The sequence below is a fragment of the Streptomyces anulatus genome (assembly GCF_000721175.1).
Lineage (GTDB): Bacteria > Actinomycetota > Actinomycetes > Streptomycetales > Streptomycetaceae > Streptomyces > Streptomyces anulatus_C.
In genome coordinates this window covers 1-15,835 of sequence record NZ_JOEZ01000025.1, presented here as the reverse complement: position 1 = coordinate 15,835, position 15,835 = coordinate 1, and the positions used below count along the sequence as shown (strand labels likewise).

Here is a 15,835-nt window from a genome sequence, read left to right as displayed (position 1 = left end):
CCGGAGGGGGCCGAGGACCGTGCCTGGTCAGGCGCCGATGAGTTTCGCGAACTTCTCTTCGTAGGCGGTTTCTTCCTCGGTGCTCAGGGAGCGGAAGGAGCGGGACTTCGCCGCCATCTCCCTGTCGGGGAGGATCAGCGTGTTGGAGGCCATCGACTCGTCGATCTTGGCGAGTTCGTCGCGTACCCCGTCGACCGGGCAGACGTAGTTGATGTACGCGGCGAGCTGGGCGGCGACCGGCGGCTCGTAGTAGTGGTCGATGAGCTTCTCGGCGTTGGTCTTGTGCCGGGCCTGGGCGGGGACCAGGAGGTTGTCGCTGGAGGTGATGTATCCGGCGGCCGGGATCGCGAACTTGATGTCCGGGTTGTCGGCCTGGAGCTGGATGATGTCCCCGGCCCAGCCGACGCAGGCGGCGATGTCGCCCTTGCTGAGGTCGGCGGTGTAGTCGTTGCCGGTGAAGCGGCGGATCTGTTTCTTGTCGACGGCCTTCTGGAGGCGGCCGATCGCGCCGTCGAAGTCGGCGTCGGTGAACTTCCCCGGGTCCTTGCCCTGGTCGAGCAGGGTCATGCCGACGGAGTCGCGCATCTCGGAGAGGAAGGAGACGCGGCCCTTGAGCTTCGGGTCGTCGAGGAGCTGGGTCACGGAGTCGACCTTGCGGCCGCCGGTCGCCTTCACGTTGTACGCGATGACGGTCGGGATGCCGGTCCAGGGATAGGAGTAGGCGCGGCCCGGGTCCCAGTCGGGGGTGCGGAACTGGGCGGAGACGTTCGCGAAGGCGTGCGGGAGGTTCGAGGGGTCGAGCTTCTGCGCCCAGCCGAGCCGGATGATGCGGGCGGCGAGCCAGTCGGTGACGCATATGAGGTCGCGTCCGGTGTTCTGGCCGGCCGCGAGCTGCGGTTTGATCTTCCCGAAGAACTCGACGTTGTCGTTGATGTCCTCGGTGTACTTGACCCTGATCCCGGTGCGCTTCGTGAACGCCTGGAGGGTGGGCCGGCTCTTCTCGTCCTCGCTGACGTCCATGTACTCGGTCCAGTTGGAGAAGGTGACTTCCTTCTCCTCGGCCGAGTGGTCGTCGGAGGCGCCACCGGCGTCGGCGCGCTTGGCGGGCGGGATGCCGCAGGCGCCGAGGGTGGTCATTCCGCCCAGTGCGAGCGCGCCCATGCCGGAGGCGCGCAGCAGGGAACGGCGGGTGAGGGCGCCCCTGCCGCTGTTCAAGGATCGCCTCATGGCCGCCAGTTGGGCGGACGAGAGGCGCTCGGACTCGTAACTCTCCATACGCGTTTGCCCTTTCGGGTGGGAGGCCGCCGGGGCCTGTCCTCGTGGACGGGCCCCGATCGTGCGGCAGCTGCTATCGGTCCCCGAAGATCGTGCGGTGCCAGTCCTTGCGGGCGACCGCGGTGTTGTCGTACATGACGTGCTTGACCTGCGTGTACTCCTCGAAGGAGTACGCCGACATGTCCTTGCCGAAGCCGCTGGCCTTGTATCCGCCGTGCGGCATCTCGGAGAGGATCGGGATGTGGTCGTTCACCCACACACAGCCCGCCTGGATCTCGCGGGTGGCGCGGTTCGCGCGGTACAGGTCGCGGGTCCAGGCGGAGGCGGCCAGTCCGTACGGGGTGTCGTTGGCGAGCGCGATGCCCTCGTCGTCGGTGTCGAAGGGCAGCACCACGAGGACGGGGCCGAAGATCTCCGACTGGACGATCTCGCTGTCCTGGGCGGCGCCCGCGACGAGGGTCGGCCGGTAGTACGCGCCGTCGGCGAGGTCGCCGCCGGGGGCCTCGCCGCCGGTGACGACCTGGGCGTAGCCGCGGGCCCGCTCGACGAAGGCGGCGACACGGTCGCGCTGGGCGTGGCTGATCAGCGGGCCGAGGTCGGTCGAGGCGTCGAAGGGGTCGCCGAGCCGGACGGTCTCCATGAGCGCGGCGACGTCCCGGACGAAGGCGTCGTAGAGCGGGCGCTGGACGTAGGCGCGGGTGGCGGCGGTGCAGTCCTGGCCGGTGTTGATGAGGGAGCCGGCGACCGCGCCGTGGACGGCGGCCTCCAGGTCGGCGTCGTCGAAGACGACGAAGGGGGCCTTGCCGCCGAGCTCCAGGTGGAGGCGCTTGACGGTGGCGGTGGCGATCTCGGCCACGCGCTTGCCGACGGCGGTGGAGCCGGTGAAGGAGGTCATCACGACGTCGGGGTGGCCGACGAGGTGCTCGCCGGCGTCCTTGCCCGCACCGGTGACGATGTTGATGACGCCGTCGGGGATGCCGGCCTCGGTGGCGGCCTGCGCGAACATCAGCGAGGTGAGCGGGGTCAGCTCGGCGGGCTTGAGGACGATGGTGTTGCCCGCGGCGACGGCCGGGAGGACCTTCCAGGCGGCCATCTGGAGCGGGTAGTTCCAGGGGGCGACGGAGCCGACGACGCCGATCGCCTCGCGGCGTACGTAGGAGGTGTGGTCACCGTCGTACTCGGCGGCGGCCTTGCCCTCCAGGTGGCGTGCCGCGCCCGCGAAGAAGGCGGCGTTGTCGACGGTGCCGGGGACGTCGAACTCGGTGGAGAGCTTGATCGGCTTGCCGCACTGGAGGGACTCGGCGTACGCGAAGTCGTCCGCCTGTCCGGCGAGGACGGCGGCGAAGCGGTGCATCGCCTCGGAGCGTTCGCCGGGGGTGGCGCCGGACCAGCCGGGGAAGGCGGCGCGGGCGGCGGCGACAGCCGCGTCCACGTCGTCGGCGCCCGCCAGCTCGTAGCGGAGCACGGTCTCGCCGGTCGCGGGGTTCACCACCTCGTGGTGGTTGCCGGATGTGCCGGGGAGCAGCTTGCCGCCGATGTACTGCGCACCTTCCGCGAAGCGGTCCTGAACCTTGAAGCCGTTGCTCATGACGCTCTCCTCCGCCGCTGTACCCGCTGGGCGGGGTCGGCGTAGCTTCCTCGTGAATTGAGTGCCGATCCTGACAGAGGGGTTCACGCCCAACAAGTGATTCCGTTGTTTCCTTTTGGTTACGCGACGGAATCTGTCGACCATGTGTCGTGTCGGTGCGGAAATCCCCGTACGGAGTGTCAGTGGCGGATGCCACACTCACATGCCATGGGACCGGTCGATGAGCTTCTGGCGGACGTGGCGCGGGGCAAGCGAGTGAAGTATCTGCCGTTCTGGGGACACCGCCCGCGCCCGGACGGGCGGCTGGGGGGCAGTTGCCTGAGCCAGTGGTGGCCTTCGCCGTTCACGGTGGACGGGGTCACGTACGCGAGCGCGGAGCACTGGATGATGGCGGGCAAGGCGCGGCTCTTCGGTGACCCGGAGGCGGAGCGGACGGCGGTGTCGGCGAAGAGCCCGGCCGCGGCGAAGAAGGCGGGACGCCTCGTGCGCGGCTTCGACGAGGACGTGTGGATACGGGAGCGGTTCGCCCTCGTCGTGGCGGGCAGCGTGCACAAGTTCGGGCAGGACCCTGAGCTGGGCGGCTATCTCCTGGGCACCGGGGACCGGGTGCTGGTGGAGGCCTCGCCACTGGACCGGATCTGGGGCATCGGGCTCGCGGCGGACGACGAGCGGGTGGAGCGGCCTCAGGAGTGGCGGGGGCTGAATCTGCTGGGCTTCGCGCTGATGGAGGCACGGGAGCGGTTGCGGGCGGGCGCGGCGGGCTGAGGCGTCTTCCGGTACGGGCAGGGCCCGGTGGACCGAGCGGCTCCGCCGCTTCGACGCCCGGCCGGGCAGGGAGCGGTCCCTGCCCGGCCGGGATCGAACGAGACGCCCCTGGCGTGTCCGCCGCTAGCGGCGGTCCTCGACGACCAGCGACGTGGCGAACGGGTCGTCGTAGGGGTCGTCGTAGTCGTTGTCGCGGTCGGAGCTCGTGGCGGCAAAGATGATCAGGCCGAGGATCGCGGCGCCGACGACGATGCCGACGGAGCCGAGGATGACCCCGGCGAGCGCCATGCCCCGGTTGGTGGCCTCGCCGCGCTTGGCACGGCCGAGGCCGATGATGCCGAAGATCAGCGCGAGGATGCCGAGGATGATGTTGACGCCGTACATGCAAAAGCCGACCACCGAGATGATGCCGATCACCATCGCGGCCGTGCCCAGACCGTTGTTGGGCGCCGGACCCCAGGCGGCCGGACCCGTGCCGTAGGCGCCGTAACCCGGGTAGCCGCCGTACGGCTGCGCGGGCGGGGCAGGGTAGCCGTAGTGCGCGGCGGGCGGTGGGGCCGCGTGGCCGGGGCCGTGCGGGCCGATCGGCGGCGGCGGTACGTCCGAGGGTGCGGGGCCGAAGCCGCCGGGCTGGGGTATCGGCCCGGTGCCGCCCCCCGCGGCCGGTCCGGCGCTCGGCATCGACGTCACGGTCGGCTGGTCGTGGACCGCGGGCGGGGTGTGCGCGGCGGGCGGCGGCGTGTGCGCACCCGGCTTGCCCAGTTCCACCCTGCCGCTGTCCGGCGGCGCCCACGGATCGCGCGGCGCGGCCCGGCCCCCGGGCTGCTCTGTGTTGTCTGACATGGGCCTCCCCCATCGTGGTCACGTCATGCTACGGCCAGGCCCGACGGCCCCGGACCCCGCCTGCGATGATCGGTGCGGCCGGTACGCCCGGCCGATGTCACGCCGAACCGGGAGATTTCCGATGACTGATCCGCATCCCTTCATCGCGGGGCTGCCCAAGGCCGAGCTCCACGTCCACCATGTCGGGTCGGCCTCGCCCCGGATCGTCGCGGAGCTGGCCGCCCGCCACCCGGACTCCAAGGTCCCCACGGACCCGGAGGCGCTGGCCGACTACTTCACCTTCACCGACTTCGCGCACTTCATCGAGGTCTACCTCTCGGTGGTGGACCTGGTCCGCACCCCCGAGGACGTCCGGCTGCTCACCTTCGAGGTGGCGCGGGACATGGCCCGGCAGAACATCCGGTACGCGGAGCTGACCGTGACCCCGTACAGCTCGACCCGCCGGGGCATTCCCGAGGTCGGGTTCATGGAGGCCATAGAGGACGCCCGCAAGGCGGCCGAGGCCGAGCTGGGCGTCGTCCTGCGCTGGTGCTTCGACATTCCGGGCGAGGCCGGGCTCCGGTCGGCCGAGGAGACCGTCCGGCTCGCGGTGGAGCACCGGCCCGAGGGGCTCGTCTCCTTCGGCCTCGGCGGACCGGAGATCGGGGTGGACCGCCCCCAGTTCAAGCCCTACTTCGACCGGGCCATCGCCGAGGGCCTGCACTCGGTGCCGCACGCCGGGGAGACCACCGGACCGCAGACGATCTGGGACGCGCTGACCGCGCTGCGCGCCGAGCGCATCGGCCACGGCACCAGCTCCGTCCAGGACCCCAGGCTGCTGGAGCACCTCGCCGAGCACCGCATCGCGCTGGAGGTCTGCCCGACGTCGAACATCGCCACCCGTGCCGTCACGGACATCGAGCTGCACCCGATCCGGGAGATGGTGGCGGCGGGCGTGCTGGTGACCGTCAACAGCGACGACCCGCCGATGTTCGGCACCGACCTCAACAGCGAGTACGGGGTGGCCGCCCGGCTGCTGGAACTCGACGAGCGCGGCATCGCGGAGCTCGCGAAGAACGCCGTGGAGGCCTCGTTCCTCGACCCGGCGGGCAAGCGGAGGCTGGCCGAGGAGATCGACACGTACACGACGAACTGGCTCCGGGCTCCCGGTCGCTGACCCGGTCGTCGACAATGGCCCCATGGCCAACACCGTCACCGCCGTGGGGCATCGCGGCGATCCGTATCTCGCGCGCGAGAACACCCTGCCCTCGATCCGCTCCGCCCTCGAACGGGGGGCGGACGCGGTCGAGATCGATGTGCGGGTGACCCGCGACGGGGTGCCCGTCCTGCTGCACGACGCGACGCTGGAGCGGCTGTGGGGCCACGACCGGCGGCTGGACCGGCTGGACCACGCGGAGCTGAAGGAGTTGACGGGCGGCGGGGTGCCCACGCTCCGCGAGGCGCTGCTCGCCCTCGGGGCGCACCGGGTGATGGTGGACCTGCCCGGCTCGACGGACGCCTCGGTGAAGAGAATCGTCGGCACGGTCCGGGAGTGCGGGGCGGGCGAGCGGGCGTACTACTGCGCGAGCGCGGACGCGATGCTGCGGGTGCGGGCCGCCGACCCGTCCGCCGAGATCGCCCTGACCTGGACCACGCTGGCCCCGCCGCGTCCGGAGCTGCTGGCGGCGGTGAAGCCACGCTGGCTGAACTACCGCTTCGGCCTGGTGAGCCGGGAGCTGACGGACCGGGCGCACCGGGACGGGCTGCTCGTCTCCGCGTGGACGGCCGACACGAAGCGCACGATGCGCCGACTGATCGAGCGGGGCGTCGACTCGATCACCACCAACCGGATCGACACGCTTCACCGGCTGCTGGCCAACTCGCCCGGTCGCGAAGGTCCTTGATCGGTCCGGCATGATGGGGAACCCCGCACCGCCCGCCGCCTCCCCGGGGCGACGGGCCCTTGGGCATCGAGGAGCAGATGTGATGGACCCCCGACCGCAGGCGGCCACCGCCCGGATACGTTCCGACGTGGCGCACAACGCCCGTGTGTGGAACTACTGGCTGGGCGGCAAGGACAACTACCCGGTGGACCGGGCGGTGGGCGACCAGGTCACCGGGATGTACCCGAGCATCGGTGAGGTGGCGCGCGCGGACCGGGCGTTCCTCGGCCGGGTGGTGCGTCATCTGGCGGGCGACGTGGGCATCGGACAGTTCCTCGACATCGGCACCGGGCTGCCGACCGGGAACAACACCCACGAGATCGCCCAGCACACCGCGCCGCACGCGCGCATCGTGTACGTGGACAACGATCCGATCGTGCTGGCCCACGCCCGCGCCCTGCTGACCAGTTCGCTGGAGGGCGCGACCGAGTACGTCGACGCGGACGCGCGCCGCCCGGAGCAGATCCTGCGGGCCGCCGAGCCCACGCTGGACCTGGGGCGGCCGGTCGCGGTGATGATGCTGGGCATCCTGAACTTCGTGCTGGACACGGACGAGGCGCGGGCCGTCGTGCGGACGCTGATGGCGGCCGTGCCGTCGGGCAGCCACCTGGTGCTGACCCACCCGACGCTGGAGCTGGGCGGCGAGGGCAACGAGGCGGCGATGCGCTTCTGGAACGAGAACGCCACACCGCCGATCACCGCCCGCAGCCGCGAGGAGTTCGCCTCGTTCCTGGACGGTCTGGAGATCCTGGAGCCGGGGATCGTCTCCTGCTCCCGCTGGCGTACGAACCCGCGGGAGCCGGAGGTCGCCCAGTTCGGGGTGGTGGCCCGGAAGGGCTGAGACCCCGCGCGCTCGTGGTTCAGGCGCTCAGGGCTCGCGGTGGCCGCCTGTTCCAGCACCTCCAGGCGCTTGATCATGCGGCGGACGATCAGCAGCGGAATGACGCCGAAGACCCCGAAGGACATGTCGATCAGGCTCCACCAGAACGGGATGTCGCGGATCGGGCCGCAGATCAGGGCGAGCGGGATGATCCCGGCGCAGGCGATCATGCCGAACTCGATGACCCAGATGTTGCGGACCGGGTCGCGGTAGGGGCCGTAGAAGGCGACCGCGATGACCAGGTGGGCGAAGGCCAGCCAGTCGGTGCCGTACAGCATGAAGGGCTGCTCGCGGTCGACGGTGTCGAGCCCTTCGCGGACCCGGGTGATCCACCCCATCAGACCGGGAAGGTGCTCGGGGACCGGGGAGGCCGAGGCGCTCAGCAGGTCCTCGGCCCAGCGGAGTTCGGTGACGAGCGGGAAGGCCGTGAGCCCGCTCAGCACCAGACAGACGATGAAGAAGACCAACCACCCGCGTATACCCGCCGCGTGAGGGCGTATCGCTCGCTCATATCCGCAGCGTACGCCCGCCTTTACGCCCTCCTCACGCCACCCCTGTCACGGGTTCACAAGCCGACGATGGAGTTCCACTTCTTGGCGAAGTCCATCCGCTCCTCGGAGGTGATGTCGCGGGCGATGGCGAGCCGTTCGCGCATCGCGTCGTCGGGGAAGATCAGCGGATCCTCGGCGAGCGCGGCCGTCTCCTCGTCCTTCGAGGAGGCCAGGACGTCACGGGCGGCGGGGACCGGGCAGACGTAGTTGACCCAGGTGGCGAGTTCGGCGGCGACCTCGGGGTCGTAGTAGTGGTCGATCAGCCGCTCGGCGTTGCGCTTGTGGCGGGCGAGGTTGGGGATCATCAGGGACTCCGCCCACAGTTCGGCGCCCTCCTCGGGGACGACGAACTCGATGTCGGGGTTGTCGGCCTGGAGCTGGATGACGTCGCCGGAGTAGGCCTGGCAGGCGAGCACGTCGCCGGTGGCGAGGTCCTTGATGTAGTCGTTGCCGGTGAACCGGCGGATGTGCTTGGAGCGGACCCGCTTCTGTGTCTGCTCGCAGATCTCGTGGAAGTCGTCGGACTTCCAGCGGGTGATGTCGACGCCGTTGCCCTGCATCAGCAGCGCGAACGACTCGTCGAGCCCGGAGAGCAGGGTCACGCGGCCGCGCAGGTCGTCCGCCCACAGGTCGTTGGTGGACCGGATCTCGCGGCCGAGCTTCGCGCGGTTGTACGCGATGCCGGTGATCCCGGACTGCCAGGGGACGCTGTGGAGCCGTCCCTCGTCGAAGGCGGGCGAACGCAACTGCGGATCCAGGTACTTGGCCACGTTGGGCTGCTTCGCGCGGTCCATCTCCTGGACCCAGCCGAGCCGGACGAAGCGGGCCGCCATCCAGTCGCTGATGACGATCAGGTCCCGGCCGGTCTGCTGGTGGTTCATCAGCGCGGGGCTGATCTTCCCGAAGAACTCGTCGTTGTCGTTGATCTCCTCGGTGTACGTGACGGAGATCCCGGTCCGCTTCGAGAAGGCGTCCAGGGTGGGCCGCTTCGACTCGTCGTCGTCATCGGTGTCGATGTAGAGCGGCCAGTTGGCGAAGTGCAGGGTGTGGTCGGTGGCGGACCTGTCGTGTCCGGCCCGCTCCCCCGGCTCGACGAAGGCCGCGGGCACTCCGCAGCCGGCCAGGGTGGCGCCGGCCGCTCCCGCCCCGAGGGCGCGCAGCAGGGAACGGCGGGACATGGGGTTCTTCCTGATCGCTCGCACCCGCGCAGAATGCCGGTCGGCGGGCGCGCGGACAATGGACCAAGCGTCCAGCCGGACGGGGCCGCCCCGCACACCTTGTACAGCCGAGGAGTGAACGCGAACGGCCCCGGGCCGGAGCCCGGGGCCGTACAACCGCGACGACGCGTGGATCAGTCCTCGATGGACGTCATGACGTGCTTGATGCGGGTGTAGTCCTCGAAGCCGTACGCGGAGAGGTCCTTGCCGTAGCCGGACTTCTTGAATCCGCCGTGCGGCATCTCGGCGACCAGCGGGATGTGGGTGTTGATCCACACGCAGCCGAAGTCGAGGTTCTTGGACATGCGCATGGCGCGGGAGTGGTTCTGCGTCCACACCGAGGAGGCGAGCGCGTACTCGACGCCGTTGGCGTAGGCGACGGCCTGCTTCTCGTCGGTGAAGGACTGGACGGTGATGACGGGTCCGAAGACCTCGTTCTGGATGATCTCGTCGTCCTGCTTCAGACCGGAGACGACGGTCGGGGCGTAGAAGTAGCCCTTGTCGCCGACCCGGTGGCCGCCCGCCTCGACCTTGGCGTGCGCGGGGAGGCGCTCGATGAAGCCGGTGACCTGCTTCAGCTGGTTGGCGTTGTTGAGCGGGCCGTACGCCACGTCCTCGTCGTCCGGCTGCCCGGTCTTCGTGTCGGCGGCGGCCTTGGCGAGCGCCGAGACGAACTCGTCGTGGATCGACTCGTGGACCAGTACGCGGGTGGCGGCCGTACAGTCCTGGCCCGCGTTGAAGAAGCCGGCCTCGGAGACGCCCGAGACCGTCTTGGCGATGTCGGCGTCCTCGAAGACCACGACGGGCGCCTTGCCGCCCAGCTCCAGGTGGACGCGCTTGACGTCCTTGGCGGCGGACTCGGCGACCTGCATGCCGGCCCGTACCGAACCGGTGATCGAGGCCATCGCCGGGGTCGGATGCTCGACCATGGCGCGGCCGGTGTCCCGGTCGCCGCACAGGACGTTGAAGACGCCCTTGGGCAGGATCTGGCCGATGATCTCGGCCATCAGCACGGTCGACGCCGGGGTGGTGTCGGACGGCTTGATGACGACGGTGTTGCCCGCGGCGAGCGCCGGGGCGAACTTCCACACGGCCATCATCATCGGGTAGTTCCACGGCGCGACCTGGGCGCAGACGCCGACCGGCTCGCGGCGGACGATGGAGGTCAGGCCCTCCATGTACTCGCCGGCCGAGCGGCCCTCCAGCAGTCGGGCGGCCCCCGCGAAGAAGCGGATCTGGTCCACCATCGGCGGGATCTCTTCGCTGCGGGTCAGGCCGAGCGGCTTGCCGGTGTTCTCCGACTCGGCGGCGATCAGGTCCTCGGCCCGTTCCTCGAAGGCGTCCGCGATCCTCAGCAGGGCCTTCTGGCGCTCGGCGGGCGTGGTGTCGCGCCAGGCGGGGAAGGCCGCCGCCGCGGCCTCCATGGCGGCATCGACGTCGGCCTGGCCGGAGAGCGGCGAGGTCGCGTAGACCTCTTCCGTCACCGGGCTGACCACATCGATGGTCCGCCCGTCCGCGGCGTCCCGGAACTCTCCGTTGATGTAGTTGCGCAGACGGCGCACCTCGGTGGTCACAACCACCCCTCCTGTCGGCTGTCCGATGGGTGAGATGTCCACCCTAATCGTTCCGGTGACGCTTTCGACATACCCACCCGTCCCCAACTTCGGATTCAGTCAGATCGAAGCACCCAGACAACGAATTTCATCGATCTGGGGTTGCGAGACAGACGAGGAGCGGTGCATGGTGGATCCGTGGCCAGTCGCAGCGCAGATTCCAGGACCGGAAACGGATCACCGTCGGCGGTCGATGCCGTCTCCCTCGCAATCATCGAGCAGCTCCAGGAGGACGGACGGCGTCCGTACGCCGCGATCGGCAAGGCCGTCGGCCTCTCCGAAGCGGCTGTGCGCCAGCGCGTCCAGAAGCTGCTCGACCAGGGCGTGATGCAGATCGTCGCCGTCACGGACCCGCTCACCGTGGGATTCCGGCGCCAGGCGATGGTCGGCATCAACGTCGAGGGTGACCTCGACCCGGTGGCCGAAGCCCTGTCGGCCATGGCCGAGTGCGAGTACGTGGTCATGACCGCGGGCTCCTTCGACCTGATGGTGGAGATCGTCTGCGAGGACGACGACCACCTGCTGGAGATGATCAACAAACGCATCCGGACCCTTCCCGGCGTGCGCTCCACCGAGAGCTTCGTCTACCTCAAGCTCAAGAAGCAGACCTATATGTGGGGAACCCGATAGCCGTGAGCAAGGACCTCAGCCGAACCGCGTACGACCACCTGTGGATGCACTTCACCCGCATGTCGGACTACGAGAACGCGCCCGTTCCCACCATCGTGCGTGGCGAGGGAACGTACATCTTCGACGACAAGGGCAAGCGCTACCTGGACGGTCTCTCCGGCCTGTTCGTGGTCAACGCCGGTCACGGTCGTCACGAGCTCGCCGAGACGGCGTACAAGCAGGCCCAGGAGCTCGCCTTCTTCCCGGTGTGGTCCTACGCCCACCCGAAGGCAGTCGAGCTGGCCGAGCGTCTCGCCGACTACGCCCCGGGCGACCTGAACAAGGTCTTCTTCACCACCGGTGGCGGCGAGGCCGTCGAGACCGCCTGGAAGCTGGCCAAGCAGTACTTCAAGCTCCAGGGCAAGCCGACCAAGTACAAGGTCATCTCGCGTGCCGTCGCCTACCACGGCACCCCGCAGGGCGCGCTGTCCATCACCGGCCTCCCGGCCCTCAAGGCCCCCTTCGAGCCGCTGGTCCCCGGCGCGCACAAGGTGCCGAACACCAACATCTACCGCGCCCCGCTGTTCGGCGACGACCCGGTGGCCTTCGGCCGCTGGGCCGCCGACCAGATCGAGCAGGAGATCCTCTTCGAGGGCCCCGAGACCGTCGCGGCCGTCTTCCTGGAGCCCGTGCAGAACGCGGGCGGCTGCTTCCCGCCGCCGCCCGGCTACTTCCAGCGGGTCCGCGAGATCTGCGACAAGTACGACGTGCTGCTCGTCTCCGACGAGGTCATCTGCGCCTTCGGCCGGCTCGGCACGATCTTCGCCTGCGACAAGTTCGGCTACGTGCCGGACATGATCACCTGCGCGAAGGGCATGACCTCGGGCTACTCCCCGATCGGCGCCTGCATCGTCTCGGACCGGATCGCGGAGCCGTTCTACGAGGGCGGCAACACCTTCCTGCACGGCTACACCTTCGGTGGCCACCCGGTCTCCGCCGCGGTGGGCATCGCCAACCTCGACCTCTTCGAGCGCGAGAACCTCCCCCAGCACGTCCTCGACAACGAGAACGCCTTCCTGACGACGCTGCAGAAGCTCCACGACCTGCCGATCGTCGGCGACGTCCGGGGCAACGGGTTCTTCTACGGCATCGAGCTCGTGAAGGACAAGGCCACCAAGGAGACGTTCACCGACGAGGAGACCGAGCGCGTCCTGTACGGCTTCCTCTCCAAGGCGCTGTACGACAACGGCCTGTACTGCCGGGCCGACGACCGCGGCGACCCGGTCATCCAGCTCGCCCCGCCGCTGATCTCCGACCAGTCGACCTTCGACGAGATCGAGGGCATCCTGCGGGCCGTGCTCACGGAGGCCTGGACGAAGCTCTGACCGTCACCAGGTCCCCCGGCTGATCGCCGTCCAGCGGTCATTTCATACGGTTCACCGGCCCGGATACGCCCCTTCGAGTGACAAGGGGGGTATCCGGGCCGCGTGCTGTGCGCTCACACCGGTCCGACTATCTACGGTGCCGAGTGACCGATCGGCCGCGTCTTCGTTCCCCCGTACGGGGGACGGGAAATCTGACCTGAACCGAGGTGTACGCCATGGTGGCCCCGCCGGACAACGACGTGATCTGGGCGCGTTCCCTGCACCACTCCCACAACGGATCGCCCGGTCTCGGCGGTGTCTCCATCGGTGTCCAGGACGCCGAGATCCTCGCTGTGACCGGCCCGCGCGGCAGCGGGAAGACCACTCTGCTGCACTGCCTCTCGGGCCGCCTGGTGCCCCAGCAGGGCGAGGTCTGGTTCAACAGCGTCCCCGTCCACACCATGGCCCCCCGGGTCCGCGAACAGCTGCGCCGGGAGCGCTTCGGCTGGATCGCATCGGATCCGGAGCTGGTCCCGGAGCTGACCGTCTGGGAGAACGCCGCGCTGCCCCTGCTGCTGCGCGGCGTCTCGCACCGGGCCGCCAGGAAGGCCGCCACCGAGTGGCTGGAGCGCCTGGACATCGCCGCCTTCGCCAAGAAGCGGCCGCACGCCCTGCTCCAGGCACAGCGCCAGCGGATCTCCGTGGCGCGGGCCCTGGCCGCACAACCGACCGTGATCTTCGCGGACGAGCCGACCGCGACCCTGCACCGCGCGGACCGCACCCAGGTACTGCGCACCCTGACCACGGCGGCCCGCTCCCACGGCATCACCGTGGTGCTGGCCACGCACGACGCCGAGGTCGCCGCGCTCGCCGACCGGGCGGTGGCGCTGCTGGACGGCCGTCGCGTCGCCACGGTCACCCCGCCCGCGGAACCGGAAGCGGAGGGCCGCGCGGCGTGCTCGCTCTCCGTCTAGCCCGCGGTTCGCATCCCCTCGTCCTGGTCCGGCGGCTGCTGGTGGCCGCCGCGTCGGCCGGCGTCGGCTTCCTCCTCCTGTGCGCCCTCGGGTACGCCGCCGCGCACCCCGCGTCCGCCGGTTCGGTACTGCGGCTGCTGTGGTGCTTCGTCCCGCTGGCCGCCACCGTGCAGTTCGCCGTGGCGGTGGCCCGGACCGACCCGAGCACCCGGCCCCGGCCGGGCCTCTCCTCCATGGGCCTCGGCCCGGTCCGGCTCTCCGCGCTGGCCGCGGTCTCCACGGCCGTCTCCACCACGCTGGGCTCCATGGTGGCCCTGCTGTTCTTCCTGCACCTGCGTGGTGATCTGACCGGGATGCCGTTCGACGGGGGCGCGGCGGAGTTCCTCGGCGCGGGCACCCCGCTGCCGCCGGCCGCCGCGCTGATGCTGCTGGCGCTCGTCCCGGTGGCCGCGTCGACGGCGAGCGCGCTGGCGCTGCGGTCGCGGCCCGACCCGGCACGGGACACGTTCGGCTCCGAGGAGCTGCCGGAGCCCGCACCGGCTCCGGCCGGGCTCCCCTGGGGCGTGGCGCTGACCGCCGCCGGTCTCGCCGTGGAGGCGTACGCGTCACGGGGGCCGGCGGGGAACGCGTTCCCGCTGCCCGGCCGGTTCGACGCCACGCCGGTGGCGGTGCTGATCGGGTGGACGCTCACCGCGGTCGGCCTGGCGATGGCCGGCCCGAGCCTGACCCACCTGTGCGGGCGGGCGCTGCAGGCCGTGCGCCCCGGGGCCGTACGGCTGCTGGCCGGGCGGGTCCTGATGAACGAGGCGCACCGGATCGGCCGCCCGCTCGGGGTCGTCTGCGCGGTGCTGTCCGCGGTGATCGCCGCGTCGGCGCTGTACGGGGGCGACGAGCGCCCGTACGGCCCGCTCACCGCACTCGGCGCGGTGCTGGTCCTCGGCTGTACGACGGCGACGCTGCTGACCTCGTCGCTGGAGGCCAAGCACGCCCGCGCCCACACGGTCGAGGCGCTGCTCAGGATGGGCGCTCCGGCCGCCACGCTGCGCAAGGCGACGGCGCTGCGGGCGGGCGCGCTGCTGGCGCTGTTCGCCCCGCTGACCTGGGTGATCGCGCAGCTGGCGGCGCTTCCGCTGGCGGACTGAGCCGCCGGAATCCTCGGCGGCGGGCTCACGGATGAGTGGCGAGGCGGGCGGCCAGGGCGTCGAAGAAGGCCTCCCAGCCGTCCTCCGCCGCCGCGTACTGCTCGGCGGTGAGATGGCCGCCGCGCTGCTGGAAGGCCAGCTCGGTGGTGCCGTCACCGAGGTCGCTGAAGGTCACGGTGATGGTCTCGCCCTCGGCGTCCTCGGGTGCGGAGGCGTCCAGCAGTGTGAAGACGAGACCGTCGGGCTCGCTCACCTCGCGGTAGACCCCGCGGAAGGGCATCTCCACGCCCGGCACCACCATGACCAGACTCCACGCGCCGCCCGGCCGCACGTCCATCGACACCCGGTCCAGGGGGACGTCCGCCTCGCCCCCGTACCAGGCGGCGAAGTCCTCCGGTGAGGTCCAGGCGGCGAAGACCCGCTGCTGCGGGGCGTGCAGGACGCGGGTGAGGTCGATGCCCTCGCGGGTGCCACCGGTCATGATCACGGTCCTTGTCCGATCCGGCGTCCCGCGGAGCCGGCCGGCCGACCGCGGGATGGTCCGCTTCCAGCTTGCCCGGCCCACCGCCCCCGTGCCACGCCGGTCGGGGGTCGGCGGGCCGGTCGTTCGCGACGGTCAGGCCGGCGAGCGGTACAGGGCCCGGACCCCGTGCGCAGAGGGTCACCGCACCTCGTGCCCGTGCGGTCGCGGCGACCGCCCGTCGTATCCAGGCCTCCCGGCCTCTCGGCGCAGCCGGCCCGCCAGGTACCCGAGTGGTGCGGCGGCCCCCACCGTGCCTGCGGGGAACTCAGGCGCCTGAAGGCGGCCCGGAACCCGCCAGGGCCTGTCTGACGATTCCCGTCGTCGCTCGCCCGCAGGGCGACCGCGCGGCGTCAGGTGCGTGCTCTCGACGTGCCGGCCCCAGGCCCTCGTACCGGACGTACTCGGGTCCGGGGCCGGTGCGGCGAGAGTGCGTGCATGGCGCCGTGAGGCAGACGGGAACTGTCAGACAGGCCCTAGCTGTATTGCCCTGTGAGGTTGGGGACGCGGCTGGCGGGTGGTTGGCCCTTGAGCGCGGTGTGTCCGCGGTGGTGATTGTAGGTGTGGAGCCA

14 protein-coding genes and 1 pseudogene are annotated in these 15,835 nt (G+C 70.7%); 8 read left to right on the top strand and 7 right to left on the bottom strand.

Features of this window, described 5'->3' with window-relative positions:
• Nucleotides 1–27: 27 nt before the first annotated feature.
• Nucleotides 28–1,275 carry an ABC transporter substrate-binding protein gene (locus IG90_RS0126875; protein ID WP_030589749.1) on the bottom strand — a complete coding sequence of 416 codons (1,248 nt, stop codon included), beginning with the start codon at nucleotides 1,273–1,275 and terminating at the stop codon, nucleotides 28–30.
• Nucleotides 1,276–1,348: 73 nt separating this feature from the next.
• Nucleotides 1,349–2,863: a gamma-aminobutyraldehyde dehydrogenase gene (locus IG90_RS0126870; protein WP_030589747.1), complete on the bottom strand. Its 1,515-nt coding sequence runs from the start codon at nucleotides 2,861–2,863 to the stop codon at nucleotides 1,349–1,351.
• Between the two features lie 207 nt (nucleotides 2,864–3,070).
• Here IG90_RS0126870 and IG90_RS0126865 point away from each other — a divergent pair, with 207 nt between their 5' ends.
• Nucleotides 3,071–3,628: a riboflavin biosynthesis intermediates N-glycosidase gene (locus tag IG90_RS0126865; RefSeq protein WP_030589745.1), complete on the top strand. Its 558-nt coding sequence runs from the start codon at nucleotides 3,071–3,073 to the stop codon at nucleotides 3,626–3,628.
• A 123-nt stretch (nucleotides 3,629–3,751) separates the two neighbouring features.
• Here the strand turns inward: IG90_RS0126865 and IG90_RS0126860 are convergent, their stop codons facing one another.
• On the bottom strand, nucleotides 3,752–4,471 hold the full coding sequence (locus IG90_RS0126860) for a DUF4190 domain-containing protein (RefSeq protein WP_078585414.1): 720 nt from the start codon (nucleotides 4,469–4,471) through the stop codon (nucleotides 3,752–3,754).
• A 121-nt stretch (nucleotides 4,472–4,592) separates the two neighbouring features.
• Here IG90_RS0126860 and IG90_RS0126855 point away from each other — a divergent pair, with 121 nt between their 5' ends.
• The 3 genes from IG90_RS0126855 to IG90_RS0126845 all read left to right on the top strand — a co-directional run bounded on the left by IG90_RS0126855 (nucleotide 4,593) and on the right by IG90_RS0126845 (nucleotide 7,234).
• Nucleotides 4,593–5,627 (top strand): adenosine deaminase, encoded by a 1,035-nt coding sequence (locus IG90_RS0126855; protein WP_030589741.1) that lies wholly within the window; start codon nucleotides 4,593–4,595, stop codon nucleotides 5,625–5,627.
• Nucleotides 5,628–5,649: 22 nt separating this feature from the next.
• Entirely contained in the window at nucleotides 5,650–6,354 is a 705-nt protein-coding gene (locus IG90_RS0126850) for a glycerophosphodiester phosphodiesterase (protein WP_030589739.1), read from the top strand.
• A gap of 82 nt (nucleotides 6,355–6,436) precedes the next feature.
• Nucleotides 6,437–7,234 carry an SAM-dependent methyltransferase gene (locus IG90_RS0126845; RefSeq protein ID WP_030589737.1) on the top strand — a complete coding sequence of 266 codons (798 nt, stop codon included), beginning with the start codon at nucleotides 6,437–6,439 and terminating at the stop codon, nucleotides 7,232–7,234.
• 29 nt (nucleotides 7,235–7,263) lie between these two features.
• Here the strand turns inward: IG90_RS0126845 and IG90_RS46150 are convergent.
• The 3 genes and pseudogenes from IG90_RS46150 to IG90_RS0126825 form a co-directional block, all read right to left on the bottom strand.
• Nucleotides 7,264–7,784, bottom strand: a pseudogene (locus tag IG90_RS46150) (hypothetical protein); the annotation flags it as partial.
• A gap of 54 nt (nucleotides 7,785–7,838) precedes the next feature.
• Entirely contained in the window at nucleotides 7,839–9,002 is a 1,164-nt protein-coding gene (locus tag IG90_RS0126830; RefSeq protein ID WP_030589733.1) for a polyamine ABC transporter substrate-binding protein, read from the bottom strand.
• A gap of 173 nt (nucleotides 9,003–9,175) precedes the next feature.
• Nucleotides 9,176–10,615: a gamma-aminobutyraldehyde dehydrogenase gene (locus IG90_RS0126825; RefSeq protein WP_030589731.1), complete on the bottom strand. Its 1,440-nt coding sequence runs from the start codon at nucleotides 10,613–10,615 to the stop codon at nucleotides 9,176–9,178.
• Nucleotides 10,616–10,792: 177 nt separating this feature from the next.
• Here IG90_RS0126825 and IG90_RS0126820 point away from each other — a divergent pair, with 177 nt between their 5' ends.
• From IG90_RS0126820 to IG90_RS0126805, 4 genes are all read left to right on the top strand, one after another.
• On the top strand, nucleotides 10,793–11,284 hold the full coding sequence (locus IG90_RS0126820) for an Lrp/AsnC family transcriptional regulator (protein ID WP_030589729.1): 492 nt from the start codon (nucleotides 10,793–10,795) through the stop codon (nucleotides 11,282–11,284).
• Nucleotides 11,269–12,648, top strand: coding sequence for an aspartate aminotransferase family protein (locus tag IG90_RS0126815; protein WP_033894678.1), 1,380 nt, complete (start codon nucleotides 11,269–11,271; stop codon nucleotides 12,646–12,648). The genes IG90_RS0126820 and IG90_RS0126815 overlap by 16 nt, the downstream gene beginning before the upstream one ends.
• 215 nt (nucleotides 12,649–12,863) lie before the next feature.
• Complete coding sequence (locus tag IG90_RS0126810; protein WP_030589724.1) at nucleotides 12,864–13,601, top strand: ABC transporter ATP-binding protein; 738 nt, start codon at nucleotides 12,864–12,866, stop codon at nucleotides 13,599–13,601.
• Nucleotides 13,583–14,743 (top strand): hypothetical protein, encoded by a 1,161-nt coding sequence (locus IG90_RS0126805; RefSeq protein WP_030589721.1) that lies wholly within the window; start codon nucleotides 13,583–13,585, stop codon nucleotides 14,741–14,743. The genes IG90_RS0126810 and IG90_RS0126805 overlap by 19 nt, the downstream gene beginning before the upstream one ends.
• 25 nt (nucleotides 14,744–14,768) lie before the next feature.
• Here the strand turns inward: IG90_RS0126805 and IG90_RS0126800 are convergent, their stop codons facing one another.
• Entirely contained in the window at nucleotides 14,769–15,224 is a 456-nt protein-coding gene (locus IG90_RS0126800) for an SRPBCC family protein (RefSeq protein WP_030589718.1), read from the bottom strand.
• Nucleotides 15,225–15,835 lie beyond the last annotated feature (611 nt).

Excerpts from the sequence above, each read along its gene's own strand:
- IG90_RS0126875 (WP_030589749.1), bottom strand. The coding sequence starts at position 1,275 with ATGGAGAGTTACGAGTCCGAGCGCCTCTCGTCCGCCCAACTGGCGGCC.
- IG90_RS0126870 (WP_030589747.1), bottom strand. The coding sequence starts at position 2,863 with ATGAGCAACGGCTTCAAGGTTCAGGACCGCTTCGCGGAAGGTGCGCAG.
- IG90_RS0126865 (WP_030589745.1), top strand. The coding sequence starts at position 3,071 with ATGGGACCGGTCGATGAGCTTCTGGCGGACGTGGCGCGGGGCAAGCGA.
- IG90_RS0126860 (WP_078585414.1), bottom strand. The coding sequence starts at position 4,471 with ATGTCAGACAACACAGAGCAGCCCGGGGGCCGGGCCGCGCCGCGCGAT.
- IG90_RS0126855 (WP_030589741.1), top strand. The coding sequence starts at position 4,593 with ATGACTGATCCGCATCCCTTCATCGCGGGGCTGCCCAAGGCCGAGCTC.
- IG90_RS0126850 (WP_030589739.1), top strand. The coding sequence starts at position 5,650 with ATGGCCAACACCGTCACCGCCGTGGGGCATCGCGGCGATCCGTATCTC.
- IG90_RS0126845 (WP_030589737.1), top strand. The coding sequence starts at position 6,437 with ATGGACCCCCGACCGCAGGCGGCCACCGCCCGGATACGTTCCGACGTG.
- IG90_RS0126830 (WP_030589733.1), bottom strand. The coding sequence starts at position 9,002 with ATGTCCCGCCGTTCCCTGCTGCGCGCCCTCGGGGCGGGAGCGGCCGGC.
- IG90_RS0126810 (WP_030589724.1), top strand. The coding sequence starts at position 12,864 with ATGGTGGCCCCGCCGGACAACGACGTGATCTGGGCGCGTTCCCTGCAC.
- IG90_RS0126800 (WP_030589718.1), bottom strand. The coding sequence starts at position 15,224 with ATGACCGGTGGCACCCGCGAGGGCATCGACCTCACCCGCGTCCTGCAC.